The organism is Paenibacillus sp. PK1-4R (assembly GCF_030369595.1).
Taxonomy (GTDB): Bacteria; Bacillota; Bacilli; order Paenibacillales; family Paenibacillaceae; genus Paenibacillus.
Genome location: NZ_CP126535.1, coordinates 4,351,928 through 4,367,678, shown reverse-complemented (window position 1 = coordinate 4,367,678; position 15,751 = coordinate 4,351,928). Strand labels below are relative to the sequence as shown.

Below are 15,751 nucleotides of genomic sequence, written 5' to 3'. Positions count from 1 at the left end.
TTCCCATCTAGTATACCTGTTTATTGATTCTTTAAAAATGATTTGTCGCTGATGATGGTGGAAGTGAATCTAAATAACTGATATTATTAGGAACAAATACGACATCATTTCAAAAGGAGAATCCGTTCTCATGGAGAAAAGCATCGCAGAAATGCAGCGTGAGGTTGATCAGTATATCTCCCAGTTCAAGGAGGGGTATTTCAGTCCTCTGGCCATGTTGGCCCGGATGTCTGAAGAGGTTGGAGAGCTCGCCAGAGAAGTGAATCATGAATTCGGCGAGAAGCCGAAGAAATCTTCCGAAGCAGCCAATTCCATTGAACTTGAGCTTGGAGATATTTTATTTATCACGATTTGTTTTGCAAACTCACTGGGAATTGATCTGGCTGAGGCGCACGATAAAGTCATGCATAAATTTAACACCCGCGATGCCAATCGGTGGACTCCCAAAAACACCGATTAGGCGTAGATTACATATGCTGTACCATCACCCGATCGGGGAGGGTCAGCTTAATGATGAAACCGGAAGAATATATGCAGCAGGCCTACCGCTGTATATTGCAAAATGATTTTGAGCAGGCGATTCGTTGGTTCGAGTCAGCCATTCACGCTCATCCAAAACATGCGGAGTTATATTATCGCTGTTCCATTACACACGCTCGCAGCAAGCATCTCGTTCCAGCGCTTGAATATGCGCGTAAGGCGGTTGAATTGTCGCCAGGAACAGAAGAGTATATTTTACATCTGCAGACGTTGGAAGCAAAACAATTGACCTCCAGAGCGAAGTTGCTGTTGGAGCAGGCGGGTATTGCAACACAGGAGCGCTATGTGGAAGCGTCAACGCTACTGCAAGAAGCGGTCAAACTTGATCCGCTTTCGGTGGAAGCTCATGTTATGCTTGCGCTGGCTTACAGTGATTTGAATGAATTTAACTATGCAATTCAGGCGCTGCGTGAGGCAATTTTGCTGGACCCGCAGAATGGGCAGCTGCATCAGATGTTACAGGAAATCAAGCAACGTATGAAATCCATTCAATAAGAATTCATTTTGCAGAGATTTCTTTTGAGTTGAAGTGGATTCAACGATATGAACCAACATAGCGAGGAGATGCAGTCAATATGAGTGAAGTAATCAGAGTTGCCGTGATCGGAGCGGCTGGCCGTATGGGCCGTGAAGTTGTGAAATTGGTACTTCAGGACCCGGAATTGGAGCTTGCAGCGGCTGTCAACCGCTCCGGAGCAGGTACGGATGCAGGAACCCTTGTTGGTTTGCCAGAGTGTGGGGTGCTGGTGACTGATGATATCGAAATGGCTTTTGCCGAAACAAAACCTCAGGTTATGGTTGATTTTACAGTGCCTCAATATGCTTTTACACATACCGAGATTGCGATCCGTCATGGAGTCAGACCTGTCATGGGTGTTACCGGCTTTACGCCGGAGCAGATTGAACAGTTGGACAAGCAATGCCAGGACAAAGGAATTGGAGGGCTTATTGCCCCTAACTTCTCGATCGGTGCCATTCTGATGATGCGATTCGCAGCACAGGCTGCCAAACATATGCCAAATGTGGAGATTATCGAATATCACGGGGATCAGAAGCTGGATGCTCCTTCCGGAACAGCAATCAAAACTGCCGAACTGATTGCTGCCAATCGGGAAGAACTTCGTCAGGGTAACCCAAATGAGGAAGAAACCATTGAAGGATCACGCGGCGGTTATTACAACGGATTCCGAATTCACAGTGTACGATTGCCTGGTGTATTCGCGCAGCAGGAAGTTGTTTTCGGAGACTATGGACAGTCACTCAAAATTCGGCATGACTCCTACGAGCGCGCAGGTTATATGCCTGGTGTTAAGATTGGTGTGCAAAAGGTTATGGAATATACAGGAATGATCTACGGATTTGACCACTTTATCGACTAAAGGAGATTGTCATGTTGAAAATAGCATTTATCGCCCATGATCGTAAAAAAGAAGAGATGGTTAACTTCGTGACGGCATATGAGCCTGTTTTTACGGACCATCAATTGTATTCTACAGGAACAACGGGCCTTCGTATTATGGAAGGAACGTCTCTGAAGATTCATCGATTCGAATCAGGCCCACTGGGCGGAGATCAGCAGATTGGAGCTTTGGTTGCGCAAAATGAGATGGATCTGATTATTTTCCTGCGTGATCCACTGATGGCACAACCTCACGAGCCGGACATTAATGCGTTGCTGCGTCTTTGTGATGTGCAGGGAATTCCACTTGCCACCAATATCGCAACCGCTGAGATTCTGGTTAAGGCTCTGGATCGTGGTGATTTTGCCTGGAGAGAGCTGGTACATAAATACAAGCCGGAGGCTGGATTGAATTCGGGTGATACCGAATGAGTCTGGATATTCTCATCTTTGGAGCACATGCAGACGATGCGGAGATTGGTATGGGTGGAACGATTGCCAAACATACCGCTGCTGGCTTGAAAGTAGGCGTGTGTGATCTGACTCGTGCTGAGATGTCTTCCAACGGAACAGTAGAGCGCAGAACCGAGGAAGCGGAGCAAGCCTCCCGCGTCCTCGGTCTTTCGTGTCGAACGAATCTGGGGCTTCCTGATCGTGGCTTGTATCTTACGCCTGACCATGTACAGGCGGTGACGGCTGAGATACGGCGTCATGCCCCTCGGATGGTGTTTGCTCCGTATTGGGAAGATCGTCATCCGGATCATGTCAATTGCAGTAAGCTTGTGCAGGAGGCTGTATTTAACGCGAAGCTTCGGAACTACATGCCGGACATGCCTGCCGTGCAGGTGAAGGAACTTTATTTTTACTTTATTAATGACATTGGACCTACGGATTTGATTGTAGATATTACGGAACACTATGAGCAAAAAGAAACATCATTGCTCTCTTATCGTTCCCAATTCGAACTGGGAGACGGAGCGGTCTCGACGCCATTGAATCAAGGGTATATTGAACGTGTAAGAGCCCGTGATTCCTTGCTTGGACAACGCAGTCTCATCCCGTTTGCAGAAGGTTTTGCTACAATTACACCTTATGTGGTTCATCAATTTGGCCCGGGTGCCCAATAAACGATTTCACATTTTACGTGTTAATGAGACGGATCGTTTCATTAACACGTTGCATTATATCAACCTGCATGAAGCGGGAGATCAAAGGAGCGTCCACAGGATGGATAAAAAGCTAAAAATCGGCATCACCTGTTATCCGTCCCTCGGCGGGTCTGGCGTTGTCGCAACGGAACTGGGCAAATTACTTGCCGAACAGGGGCATCAGGTTCATTTTATTGCCAACAGTATCCCGTTCAGACTGGGTACGTTCCAGAAAAATATTTTTTATCACGAAGTTGAAGTAAATGATTATTATGTTTTCCGTTACCCTCCGTATGACCTGTCACTGGCAACTAAGATGGCTCAGGTGGCTAAGTCACAGCAGCTCGATCTGCTGCATGTTCATTATGCCGTGCCACACGCAGTATGTGCTTTTCTTGCGAAACAGATGGTAGGAGACGGCCTTAAAGTGGTTACCACGTTACATGGAACGGATATTACGGTTCTGGCTCAGGATGAATCTCTGAAGGATCTGATCCGTCTAGCCATTAATGAAAGTGACGCGGTTACTGCCGTATCACAAGATTTGATTCGGGAAACGGTCGAACTGCTGGATATTCAGCGCCCAATCGATCTAACCTATAATTTTATTGATAAACGAATATATTATCCGCGGGATGCTGCCAGTCTGCGAAGAGACTTCGCTGCGCCCGACGAAAAAATATTAATGCACATCTCCAATTTCCGACCGGTGAAGAGAACTCAGGATGTGGTAGAGGTCTTCCGTCAGGTACAGGAGCAGGTTCCTGCCAAACTGTTATTTGTTGGTGAAGGACCTGATTTGCCGAAGATGCAATGGAAAATTAATGATCTCGGGTTGAATGATAAAGTTCATTTCCTTGGCAAACAGGATGACATTGCTCAGGTCATTTCCATGGCAGACGTGTTGATGCTTCCATCGGAGAAGGAAAGTTTCGGACTTGTGGCGCTCGAAGCAATGGCTTGTGGCGTACCCACGATCGGTTCACAGGCTGGAGGAATTCCGGAGCTGGTCTTACACGGTAAGACGGGATTCTTATCCGCGATCGGGGATACACAATCCATGGCCGAGAACACAATCCGTCTGTTAACAGATGATCGTTTGGCTGCGGAGTTCAGGGAAGCATGCCTTCAACGCGCACATCACGACTTTTGCAATGATGCCATTCGGCATGAATATGAACAGATTTATTACCGGGTGCTGGGAAGAGAAGTTCCGAACTTGAAGCCGGTTTGCGGTTAATCAATTGGTTTGACGAAATTATACTGTGCATACCACAACAGGCAAGAGAAGAGGTGATATGTGGTGGTTCAATGGACACAGGTAGATCGTGAAATGGCAATTCAAAGCGAGAATGTACTCACAACATTAAACAAACATGGCTACAAGGCATATTGGGTAGGTGGTTGCGTTCGTGACGAATTGCTGGAACGAGTAGTAGACGACATGGATATCACGACATCTGCTTCTCCTCAGCAAGTCATGGAACTGTTTGACGATTGTATTCCTACAGGTTTGCAACACGGTACGGTTACCGTTCGTTCAGGCGGTTTTTACTTTGAAGTGACCACATTTCGAACAGAATCCGAATATCAGGATAACCGCAGACCAGCTACGGTTCAATTTGTTCAGGATATCAAGGAAGACTTACAACGGCGTGACTTCACGATGAACGCTCTTGCTATGGACGTCACTGGGACAATCGTTGACCCGTTTGGTGGACAGGCAGATATCAAGGAAGAGCGAGTCAGATGTGTGGGTTCTGCGATGGAACGATTTGGTGAAGATGCACTGCGGATGCTCCGCTGTGTCCGGTTTGCTTCCGTATTTGATTTCAAAATTGCCCATAACACGTGGAAGGGTCTTGTAAGGCAGAAAGACCTGCTTCAATATATAGCAATGGAACGAGTACGCACCGAGATGGTAAAAATGATGTTGGGACCGCATCCTCTAAGAGGATTGGAGCTGTTATTCAGAAGTGATGCGCTTGCGCACATCAAAGCGCCAGTTAGTTCGGCGCGTTTTAACAAGACGTTGTTATCTAATCTGGAACAATTGTCAGGTCAGCATGTGTTGCTTCGCTGGTCACTCATCCTGATTACTGGCGGTTATAGCAAGGATGAAGCAGATGTATTATTACGTCAGTGGACATTCTCCAATGAACATCGTTCTCGAATAACAGGGGTCCTTCAGGTGGAACAGTTGATTCATACTTCCGTTCAGGAGCAGAAGGATACGGTCAGTCTCCGTTCCGATTGGATCGTTACTGTTCTGGCTTGTGGTGTTCAGGCGGCGGATGATTGGCTTCGAATACAGACTACACTGCCAGCAGGATGGCGGAATCAATCCGAACAGGCAGAAACGCAGGTTGTTTTGGTTCAAGAGCTTGCAGCCAAATGGAGTCAATCGATCCCTGTGCATGACTTGAAAGAGCTGGATATCACAGGGGAACAAGTGTTACAAATGGTGCAGCGCAAAGGCGGGCCTTGGCTGGGTCAACTGATGAAACATTTGTTACGAGAAACAGCGATTGGAACGATAGCGAATCAGAATGAAGCACTAAGAGCAGAAGTGAAGCGGGTGGTTCAAGATGACCAAACATGAAGATCTGTTACATATGTTATTAAATGCAGAAGGACGATTCGTATCGGGTGAAGAGATCAGCCGTAATCTGTCCATCAGTCGGACCGCTGTGTGGAAACATGTGAACAAGTTAAGAGACATGGGTTATGAGTTTGAAGCGGTATCCCGCAAAGGATACCGTCTAGTAACGAAGCCGGATAGCATTGACGCTACTGCCCTCCAATTGGCACTGAATACAACCGTATTTGGCCGTAAGGCTGTTTTGTTGACTTCGACCCTGTCTACGCAAGGGGATGTTCTCAAGCTAGCTGAGCAAGGGCAGGCAGAAGGTGCTGTGGTCATTGCGGAAGAACAAACAGGAGGAAGAGGACGTTTCGGTCGACAGTGGTTCTCTCCTCCGGGTAAAGGAATCTGGATGAGTGTCCTGTTACGCCCTGATCTACCACTTCAGCATACGCCGCAGCTAACTTTATTAACAGGAGTGGCTGTATGTCGTGCCGTTCGAGCTTGTTCAGGAGCTGATGCAGGTATCAAATGGCCAAATGATTTATTGATTGATGGGCGCAAGGTATGCGGCATATTGCTTGAATCCACGGTGGAAGATCATGAAGTCAGATACTGTATTGCTGGTATAGGCGTTGACGTGAATTTTGATCCCGAGGATTATCCGGATGATTTGACCGAAATAGCTACTTCGCTCAAGATGGAGACGGGGCAATCCGTTGATCGTACCAAACTAACGGCTGCCATTTTGACAGAGCTTGAACAGTTGTATTTTTTGTATCAAAAAGAAGGATTTGGTGTGATCTCAGCTCTATGGGAGGCACTGTCCGTATCGATGAATCGAGAGATTACAGTGACGAATCCTCATGGTGTCATTGAAGGGAAGGCAATTGGTCTTGACCCTTCTGGAGCACTTATCGTGGAGAAGCACGATGGAGAACATACACTAATCATCTCTGGTGAGATTTCCTGGAAATCATAAACAATTTGTCGAATTTTCACTGGTAAAATGAACATAAGACGTGAAGTTTGAGCAGAACTTTGGTATACTGTGTTCGTGAGGCGATATCGGCTAATGCAGACCGAATTGCACTCTCGTAACAGTAACCTTTGTTCTGCTTTGATGTGTTTTATATAAGCAGACCGCAGTGCAAGAATGAAATAAATTTAAGTGAGTTGTTGGATTCTGCTCTGAGCCGAAGAGGACCGAGACAGAAGGGACGATCGCAAGTGACTCTTTTTTGACTTTTCGGGACTTTTTAGTGGAAAACTAAAAGGTTTTTTTGTTGCGTTTTATTTGAAAAGAAGAAAGGAGCCATGAGAGAAATGGCAAACAAACAAGCGATGAATATTGTGAAAATGAAAAAATACAAGCAGGATGGCGTGCCGCTTACCATGATTACGGCTTACGATTATCCAACAGCGCTCCTCGCAGAGGAAGCGGGTATTGATCTGATCCTGGTTGGTGATTCACTTGGCAATGTAGTACTGGGTTATAATTCGACGCTTCCGGTCACCATCGACGACATGGTGTACCACACACGTTCCGTAGTGCGCGGGGCCGAGAAAACATTTATAGTGGCTGATATGCCTTTTATGACCTATCATGGCAGCGTGGATGAGACCCTTAAGGGTGTACGTCGACTGATGCAAGAGGGGCATGCCCATGCGGTTAAAATGGAAGGCGGAGTCGAGATAGCGGACACTGTTAGAGCAGTTGTGCAAGCAGGCGTACCTGTTCTTGGGCATATCGGACTGACACCTCAATCGGTTAATCAGATTGGTGGTTACCGCATTCAGGGCAAGGATGCAGCGGATGCGAAACGTCTGATGGACGAAGCCAAAGCCCTGGAAGCTGCTGGTGCGTTTGGTATTGTGCTTGAACTGGTTACGGAAGAAGTTGCACGGGCGATCTCGGAGGAACTGTCCATCCCTACCATCGGAATTGGAGCAGGTCGAGGCTGTGATGGTCAGGTACTGGTATTCCACGATGTGGTTCAATACGCCTCTCCGTATACGCCCAAACGATTTGTCAAAACCTATGGAGATGTGGGTACATTAATCAGAACGAGCATCGAAGCTTACGTGAAAGAAGTTAAAGATCGTTCGTTCCCGGCCGAAGAGCATGTATTTAATGCTGCGGATGGTGTTCTGGATCAACTGTACGGCGGACAACGCAAGGAAAAGGTGGGGAGTAACTCATGAAAGTATTACGGACAATCGCAGAGTTAAGACAGGAACTAAGCTTGAAGCGTCAAGCGATTCGGTCCAGTGCGTCCGTTGTAGGTCTGGTACCGACAATGGGTTATCTGCATCAAGGTCATGCAAGCTTGATGCAGGCAGCCAGACAACAGAGCGATATCGTGGTATTAAGCATATTCGTTAATCCGATTCAATTTGGCCCTAATGAAGATTTTGACAGTTATCCGCGGGATGAAGCCAGAGATGTGGAAACAGCACGCTCACAAGGAGTGGATATCGTATTTATTCCCTCTGTTGAAGAGATGTATCCACAGGCAACGCAAACGACGGTATCTGTCTCAAAACTGACGGAGCGCTTATGTGGCGCTTCACGTCCAGGACATTTTGACGGAGTAACAACTGTAGTCTCCAAGCTCTTCAACATCGTACAGCCGCAGCGTGCATTTTTTGGAATGAAAGACGCTCAGCAGGTTGCGGTCATTCAACAGATGGTGAATGATTTGAATATGCCTGTAGAGATTGTACCTTGTCCGATTGTTCGCGAAGAGGATGGTCTTGCCCTCAGTTCACGTAATGTCTATCTTAGCGCTGAACACCGTACACAGGCGTTAGTTCTGTCGAAGGCACTGCGTGCAGCTCAGGATGCCGCAGATACAGGTGCAGCTACAAACGCCGCAGATATCCGTCGTATTCTGCGCGAGCAGATTGCAAGCTCACCGCTTGCCGTTATCGACTACGCCGAGATTCAGGCTTTTCCAAGTCTGGAGCCGCTCGCAGATCAGGAGGAAGTTCAAGGCCGTGACGATCTGCTCATTGCACTTGCGGTGAAAATTGGTAAAATAAGATTAATAGACAATATAAAATTAAAAAAAACTGAGGTGCTGTCCCTTGTTTAGAACACTCATGAAATCCAAAATTCACCGGGCTACGGTAACGGAAGCCAACTTGAACTATGTGGGTAGTATTACCATAGATGAAGATTTGATGGAAACATCCGACTTGATGGAAAATGAAAAAGTGCAAATTGTGAACAACAACAATGGTGCACGTCTGGAAACTTATGTGATTCCAGGACCACGCGGAAGCGGGGTCATATGTCTTAACGGCGCAGCTGCACGTCTGGTGCAGCCTGGAGATAACGTCATTATCATTTCTTACGCCATGATGTCGCAAGAAGAGGCAAATACTCACAAACCAACCGTTGTGTTTGTAGATGGACAGAATAAACCTGTACAAACGATGAAACAGGAAGTCCACGCAACAATTATGTAATCGACTGGTAAGGAGAATGAAATCGGCCCTTGAAGCAAAAAATGAGTACAGGTCACTGCACTAATCCATTTTTTCAAGGGTGGGGATGCATCGATGTTCCAGCATGTTTTCGCAGAAATGAACGACATGTTAGATGAAATTATCAAGAGCTATCCTTCCGCTGAAGGCCTGAACAAACAAGAATTGCTGCAAAAGTGGAACTTGCTTAAGCGGATGAGTGACGGAATGCTGGATGAATGGCTGATGTTTGAAGAAAAGATGAGCCAGGTGAGGGAGCGGGAGATGGATAAGCCTGCTTCCCTTGAACCGGAACAGGAAGCTGTTACCGCTCTGCCTGAACTCCATCTGGAATGTTTCAGTCGAGGTCAGGGCTATTTCAAATTACAGATGTATCCGCAGGCGATCATGCAGTTCTCCCGGGTTGTGACCGACCATCCGGAGAGTGCATTGACTCGTTTTTACCTGGCGCTCGCGTATCTGAATTTGGAACAAATGGCGGAAGCCGGGACACATTTGCAGCAGATCATGTACCTTAAGGGTTCACCTCGCTTAAAAGGGCTTGTATGCAACGCCCTGGGCTGTATTCAAGCCAAGCTTGCGAATCCCGAAGCTGCATGTTCACTGTTTGCACAGGCCCTTCAGTATGACCCGACATTGACCGAACCACTGTACAACATGGAAGCTTGCAGGTTGAACAGGGGAAAATTGCAATATGCTAATCAGCTGACGACCCTTCATTAAGCGGGAATTCGGCGACAAAAAACGGTGTTCCCTCCTTTGGCATAGTGGCGGGGACACCGCTTTTTTGTCAGTTAATTTTCAAATCCCCTTTTTTTTGCTATGCTGTAACATAGACTGGAATGGAAGGGACCGTACATTGCAATGAAATTTGCCGTATTGGATTTCGAAACAACCGGCACGCAGTCCGACGGTGAGATTATACAGGCCGGACTTGCCATCATAGATCATGACTACAGCATAACTCAAATATATAGTTCTTATGTGAACCCTGGTGTACCGATTCCCCCGTTTATTTCGGGGTTGACGGGTATTACCGATGCAGATGTGGCGGACGCTCCTTCACTCGAAGAGATGATGATGGAGATGGTTCCGCTGCTTAATGATGTGGTGCTTGTTGGACACAACGTCGCTTTTGATTTTCACTTTTTGCAGAATGCTCTTGACCGTTGCGGTTATTTGCCGTTCACTGGCCGCATTCTGGACACGATTGATTTTCTGAAGATCACATTCCCATCACTGGGTTCTTATCAACTCGGTTATGTGTCTTCCGAATTTGGATTTCAACATGATCGCCCTCACCAGGCAGACAGTGATGCACTGGCGACAGCCTATGTGCTGCTCAAGTGTCTGGATGAGTTAAAGGAATTACCGCTCATAACGATTCAGCGCCTCAGTGACCTGTTTGCACCAGAAGACAGTGACTTGGGCTGGTTTTTGGACGGAATGCGCAGTGAGAAGGAAGCAGAGCCGATTCAGGATCTGGACGGACATACCTATTACCGTCAGCTTGCTCTTAATGTAAGTGATTGGACTGATATTGGTGCACCACGTGATGAGCGGGAGGGTAACCCCCTCGATGGTGTAAGCTTCGAACAGTTTATGGACCAGGTTCGGGAGAACCTGAAGGATACGCTGGATCATTACGAAGAGCGTGAAGCGCAGACTCAGATGTTCAGCAGTGTAAGGCAAGCCCTGAATGAAGAGAAACATCTCTTGATCGAAGCAGGAACAGGCACCGGTAAATCTCTGGGTTATCTGTTGCCTGCTATTTACGAAAGTGTGAAGCAAGAACAGAAAGTTATGGTCAGCACGCATACGATCAATCTGCAGGAGCAATTGAGAGAGCGAGACATTCCGATGTTGACTCAAGTTGTTCCGTTCCCGTTTAAGGCTGCTGTATTCAAAGGACGTGGACATTACCTGTGCCTGCGCAAATTTGAACACAAAATCAATAAACGTGAGTTCGCCACACCCAAAGAGGATTATTTCACAGCGGCTCAGATGATTGTCTGGCTCACGCAGACCGAAACCGGAGATGATGAGGAACTTAACCTTAGCGGACGCGGAGGGGACTTCTGGGAGACGGTACAGAGCGAATCCGAATCATGTCTGGGAAGATCCTGTCCATGGTTCCGTAAATGTTTCTACCATCGTGCCAAACATGAAGCAGGGTTGTCTGATATCGTAATCACCAATCACTCCAAATTATTTACGGATGTGAAAGCCGCGCATCAGCTACTGCCAGCCTATGAGAGTCTTGTGATCGATGAGGCACATCATCTGGAGGATGTCGCTGGTAAACATCTTGGAATGCATATGAAATATTTCACCTTGGTTCATACCCTGACCCGCCTGTTTAAAGACAGTCGTAATGGTCAGCTGCCTATGCTTCGTTCGCAGTTATCCGGGCATGAAAATTCAGTGCAATGGGGCTCCATGGTGGATCAGATGTTCCCGCTCGCTCTTGAGGTCAAGGAACTGTGGGATCGTATGAGCGATGCCTTGTTCGGTTTGTTGCCTGAACGAAGTGATGCTTCACCGGGAGAGACGGGGCAATTTTCACTGCGTCTGAAAGCTTCTCAGAAACCTGCAAAATGGCAGGAGTTGCAGGATCTGGAGAACCAGATCTATGTGACTCTGGGCGATTTGGTTCGCAAAGGGGACAAATTGCTGCTTGAGGTGAAAGAGGATCAGGATGATTATCAATCAGATAGTCTGATCACGGACATTACAGGATTGCTGAAAGATCTGACCACATTGAAGGAGAATCTACGTTTCTTCATGCGTATGGATGATGCCAAAACGGTGTACTGGATGGAAGCCAGCGGTCAGTTCCGAAGTAAATCTCTTCAGCTGTATGCTGTACCTGTAGATGTCAGTGCACAACTTAAGGATTTATTTTTTGATAAAAAGAAAAGTGTTGTACTTACATCGGCTACGCTTTCGGTAGATAAGTCATTCCAGTTCATGATTGAACAACTTGGCTTGCAGGAAGCTTCCGAGAATAATCGGTTGTTAACTTCGATGCTGCCATCACCTTTCAACTATCGCGATCAGGCACTTCTGGTGATTCCGCGTGATTTCCCGAGTGTGAAGGGCAGTGTGGGTGATGCGCACTTTGTTAATATGCTGGTGCGATCACTCGCAGAGACGGCAATTGCCACGCGTGGACGCATGATGGTTCTGTTTACTTCATACAAGATGTTGCGACAGGTCTATGATCCGCTGAAGGAGGCACTGTCTGGTAACGATATCTCGTTGCTTGGGCAAGGCGTTGACAGTGGAAGCCGCTCCAAGCTGACTCGCAGGTTCCAAGATGCCAAAGCTACGGTACTTCTGGGTACAAGCAGCTTCTGGGAGGGTGTAGATATCCCGGGTGAGGCGCTAACCTGTCTCGCTATTGTGCGACTGCCTTTCCAGCCACCGAATCATCCGTTGGTGGAAGCCAAGAGTGAGCTGCTTCAGGAACAGAAGAAAAATCCGTTCATGAAACTGTCCGTGCCGCAAGCGGTCATTCGTTTCAAGCAGGGATTTGGCCGGTTGGTGCGTACAGCGAAGGACAGAGGAATTGTCATTGTTTATGATACACGGGTGATTGAAGCGTACTATGGTAAATTCTTTTTATATTCTTTACCTGGTCCCAAAATGGAACACATGCTCACGGAGCAGATGGTTCCACGAATTACCGAGTGGTTGGAAAAACCTGCTAATGAACAAAAATAATGGTTGTTTTGTTCGTTATATCATTGCATGACACTATCGTTTGGCGTTAAACTTTATTAGATATTTCCGTATCCGATTAAAGCAGCTGCACGTAAGAACTTATAACCTAAATTACAAGGAGCATTCTGTATAAAATGTCACGTTTATCTTTGAGTTTATACAGGATGCTCATCTTTTCATCTATTATTTTATCGTGGCCTTGGTAAGGGGGAGCAAGAATGAAATCGGATAAAATTTCGGAAGCGGTGGTACGCCGTCTGCCTGTATACTTGCGTTATTTGAACGAGTTGCATCAGCGTGAGGTGGCTACTGTTTCTTCTCAAGAGCTTGGACAGAGGCTGGATCTGAATCCGGCCCAAATTCGTAAAGACCTGGCTTACTTCGGTGATTTTGGTCGTAAAGGAATCGGGTATGATGTATCTTATTTGATTGAGAAAATTCGTCACATTCTCAAAATCGATCAGCAAATTAATGTAGCTCTGGTAGGCGCGGGTAATCTCGGTCAAGCCTTGTCCAACTACAACGCATATCTGAAAGACAACATGAAGATTGTTGCTGTATTTGATGCATATGGACCGAAGATTGGTAGCCAAATCAACAGTTTGACGGTAAAACCAATGAATGAATTGACGGAAGCGGTTAAAACGGAAAACATCCGCATCGGTATTATCACGGTTCCGGATACGGAAGCCCAAAATGTTGCGGATCAGCTTATTGAATCAGGAATTGAAGCGATCCTTAATTTTGCACCAACAATTCTAAAAACACCGCCGCATATCCGCATTCACCATGCTGACTTTACAACGGATCTGCTTAGTTTGGCCTATTACTTGGAGACTGGAAAGGACGACGAGGAAGATGACAACAAATAGATGGGTAATTCACAACGGCAAATTTGCCGTTAATGAAGGCGGCACAACATGGAACGTGGTTCAAGGATATATGGTTGTCGAGGATGACAAGATTGTGCATATTGGTGAGACATTGCCGGATGGAGACAAAAATTGTACCAAAGTGGATGGAAAAGGACTGTTCTTCCTGCCGGGTCTGATCAATACGCATGGTCATGCAGCAATGTCGTTGCTCAGAGGGCACGGAGACGATCTTGCGTTGCAAGTATGGTTGCAGGAAAAGATGTGGCCGATGGAAGCGAAAATGACTTCAGAAGATGTATATTGGGGAACTTCCCTGTCGGTGCTTGAAATGTTGAAAGGCGGAACTACAGCTTTCCTGGACATGTACGATCACATGGATCAAGTTGCCAAAGTTGTGGAGCAATCAGGCGTTAGAGCAGCACTGGCACGTGGTGTAATCGGGCTGTGCTCGGAAGAAGAGCAACTGCGGAAGCTGGAGGAGTCGGCAGCGTTTGCACGTGAGTGGAATGGACAGGCAGATGGTCGCATTACAACCGTAATCTCGCCACATGCACCATATACATGCCCTCCTGACTACATAGAGAAGCTTGTGCAGGTTGCGAACGACCTGAACCTTCCTCTCCATACACATATGTCTGAAACGCTTCGTGAAGTGGAGCAGAACGTGGCTGATTATGGACTGCGTCCTGTGGCACATCTGGAGAAACTGGGCTTTTTCTCCCGTCCATCCCTGGTTGCACATGCGGTGCATCTGAATGACGAAGAGATTGAAATTTTGGCCCGTCATGATGTGGCTGTATCCCATAACCCGGGAAGTAACCTGAAACTCGCTTCCGGTGTTGCGCGGGTTCCTGCGTTACTGAAAGCAGGAGTTACCGTGTCACTCGGAACAGACGGACCGGCAAGCAACAACAACCTGGATATGTTCGAGGAAATGAGACTGGCTGCATTGATCCACAAAGGTGTATCTGGTGACCCGACGGCAGTGCCAGCAGGCGAAACGTTACTCCTCGGAACGTCATACGGTGCCAAATCCATCTTCTTGAACAATACCGGAGCACTCCAGGTTGGCATGAAGGCTGATTTTATCGCTTTGGACATTGAACAGGCACATTTCTATCCACATACAGACCTGATCTCGCATACCATCTACTCGGCTTCTGCCAAAGATGTAGAGCACGTATGGGTGGATGGGAAACAAGTGGTGAAACACGGCGAATGTCTGACGCTGGATGAAGAGCGCATTTTGCGTGAGTCTCAATTGGCATTTGATGGTCTGCTTGCTCGTTAATTGCAGGACAGAGCATCATAGGGAAAGGAAGTTCGGCTTTTGAAGAAAAAAAAGAAGTGGATATGGATTTCGCTGCTTGCACTGGTTCTGATTCTGTTTGGACTTCAGCGTTATTACGTCTATGTCACACAGGACCAACGTAAGGAAGAAGCGCTCGCCATACAAGCAGCACAGAAGCAACTGGGCATTACATCCTATGATGAATTGCGCAAGTACATCTGGGGAGACAAAGAAGGCTCTGACAACATCTACTGGACACTGATCGGTAAAAATAAGGATAACCAGGATGTTATGGTCTGGGTTAAATTCGATGCAAACAATCAACCGGCTAAGGGTGCAAACGCTGTACACAGTGAGCTGCTGCAGAATGGCATGTCCGAAGCGCAGATCCGCAATCGCTTCAGTTCTGAAGTTCCTGCCGGCGAGATTAAGCGAATCATGCCCGGAGTTGTGAATGGAATATATGTGTGGCAAGTGTATTATAAAGACGGTACGCATAACCACTATCGCTTTTATCGTTTTAGCAACGGAGAACAGGTGGACCTGGTCTACACACTCCCGAACAGCTAGAACAAATAGAGTGACATAACTAGAGAATTAGAGAAATGAAAGAACCGGCAGACGGATATCCGACTGAACCGGTTCTTTGTGTTGTCTGTAAACATTTTTGATTTAAATAGTTAAAATTAATAATTT

At 46.9% G+C, this 15,751-nt stretch carries 16 protein-coding genes; all 16 read left to right on the top strand.

The window, feature by feature from the left end; translation table 11 throughout:
• Positions 1–130: 130 nt before the first annotated feature.
• The 16 genes from QNO02_RS18830 (at position 131) to QNO02_RS18755 (ending at position 15,625) form a co-directional block, all read left to right on the top strand.
• Entirely contained in the window at positions 131–460 is a 330-nt protein-coding gene (locus QNO02_RS18830; protein ID WP_017687732.1) for a nucleotide pyrophosphohydrolase, read from the top strand.
• Positions 461–510: 50 nt separating this feature from the next.
• Positions 511–1,035, top strand: a complete 525-nt coding sequence (locus QNO02_RS18825) for a tetratricopeptide repeat protein (RefSeq protein WP_289389660.1) — start codon at positions 511–513, stop codon at positions 1,033–1,035.
• Between the two features lie 80 nt (positions 1,036–1,115).
• Positions 1,116–1,919 carry a 4-hydroxy-tetrahydrodipicolinate reductase gene (gene dapB, locus QNO02_RS18820; RefSeq protein ID WP_017687734.1) on the top strand — a complete coding sequence of 268 codons (804 nt, stop codon included), beginning with the start codon at positions 1,116–1,118 and terminating at the stop codon, positions 1,917–1,919.
• An 11-nt stretch (positions 1,920–1,930) separates the two neighbouring features.
• Positions 1,931–2,371, top strand: a complete 441-nt coding sequence (gene mgsA, locus QNO02_RS18815; protein ID WP_091028967.1) for a methylglyoxal synthase — start codon at positions 1,931–1,933, stop codon at positions 2,369–2,371.
• A complete protein-coding gene (gene bshB1, locus QNO02_RS18810; protein ID WP_289389658.1) occupies positions 2,368–3,066 on the top strand; it encodes a bacillithiol biosynthesis deacetylase BshB1 in 699 nt (232 codons plus the stop codon). The genes mgsA and bshB1 overlap by 4 nt, the downstream gene beginning before the upstream one ends.
• 100 nt (positions 3,067–3,166) lie before the next feature.
• The gene (bshA, locus tag QNO02_RS18805) at positions 3,167–4,327 is read left to right on the top strand and encodes an N-acetyl-alpha-D-glucosaminyl L-malate synthase BshA (protein WP_036607630.1); all 1,161 of its coding nucleotides are present in this window, start codon (positions 3,167–3,169) and stop codon (positions 4,325–4,327) included.
• 63 nt (positions 4,328–4,390) lie between these two features.
• A complete protein-coding gene (locus QNO02_RS18800; protein WP_289389657.1) occupies positions 4,391–5,689 on the top strand; it encodes a CCA tRNA nucleotidyltransferase in 1,299 nt (432 codons plus the stop codon).
• Entirely contained in the window at positions 5,676–6,653 is a 978-nt protein-coding gene (locus QNO02_RS18795; RefSeq protein WP_289389656.1) for a biotin--[acetyl-CoA-carboxylase] ligase, read from the top strand. Before QNO02_RS18800 ends, QNO02_RS18795 begins: the two co-directional genes overlap by 14 nt.
• 344 nt (positions 6,654–6,997) lie before the next feature.
• Positions 6,998–7,876, top strand: a complete 879-nt coding sequence (panB, locus tag QNO02_RS18790; RefSeq protein WP_289389655.1) for a 3-methyl-2-oxobutanoate hydroxymethyltransferase — start codon at positions 6,998–7,000, stop codon at positions 7,874–7,876.
• Entirely contained in the window at positions 7,873–8,769 is an 897-nt protein-coding gene (gene panC / locus QNO02_RS18785; protein ID WP_289389654.1) for a pantoate--beta-alanine ligase, read from the top strand. The genes panB and panC overlap by 4 nt, the downstream gene beginning before the upstream one ends.
• Complete coding sequence (gene panD, locus QNO02_RS18780) at positions 8,762–9,145, top strand: aspartate 1-decarboxylase (RefSeq protein ID WP_017687742.1); 384 nt, start codon at positions 8,762–8,764, stop codon at positions 9,143–9,145. Before panC ends, panD begins: the two co-directional genes overlap by 8 nt.
• A 93-nt stretch (positions 9,146–9,238) precedes the next feature.
• Positions 9,239–9,886, top strand: a complete 648-nt coding sequence (locus QNO02_RS18775; protein WP_036607621.1) for a tetratricopeptide repeat protein — start codon at positions 9,239–9,241, stop codon at positions 9,884–9,886.
• Between the two features lie 141 nt (positions 9,887–10,027).
• The gene (dinG, locus tag QNO02_RS18770; RefSeq protein WP_289389653.1) at positions 10,028–12,889 is read left to right on the top strand and encodes an ATP-dependent DNA helicase DinG; all 2,862 of its coding nucleotides are present in this window, start codon (positions 10,028–10,030) and stop codon (positions 12,887–12,889) included.
• Between the two features lie 218 nt (positions 12,890–13,107).
• Positions 13,108–13,761: a redox-sensing transcriptional repressor Rex gene (locus QNO02_RS18765; RefSeq protein WP_036607616.1), complete on the top strand. Its 654-nt coding sequence runs from the start codon at positions 13,108–13,110 to the stop codon at positions 13,759–13,761.
• Positions 13,748–15,055, top strand: coding sequence for an amidohydrolase (locus QNO02_RS18760; RefSeq protein ID WP_289389652.1), 1,308 nt, complete (start codon positions 13,748–13,750; stop codon positions 15,053–15,055). Before QNO02_RS18765 ends, QNO02_RS18760 begins: the two co-directional genes overlap by 14 nt.
• A gap of 39 nt (positions 15,056–15,094) precedes the next feature.
• The gene (locus tag QNO02_RS18755; RefSeq protein WP_036607612.1) at positions 15,095–15,625 is read left to right on the top strand and encodes a cell wall elongation regulator TseB-like domain-containing protein; all 531 of its coding nucleotides are present in this window, start codon (positions 15,095–15,097) and stop codon (positions 15,623–15,625) included.
• The last annotated feature ends 126 nt before the right edge of the window (positions 15,626–15,751 follow it).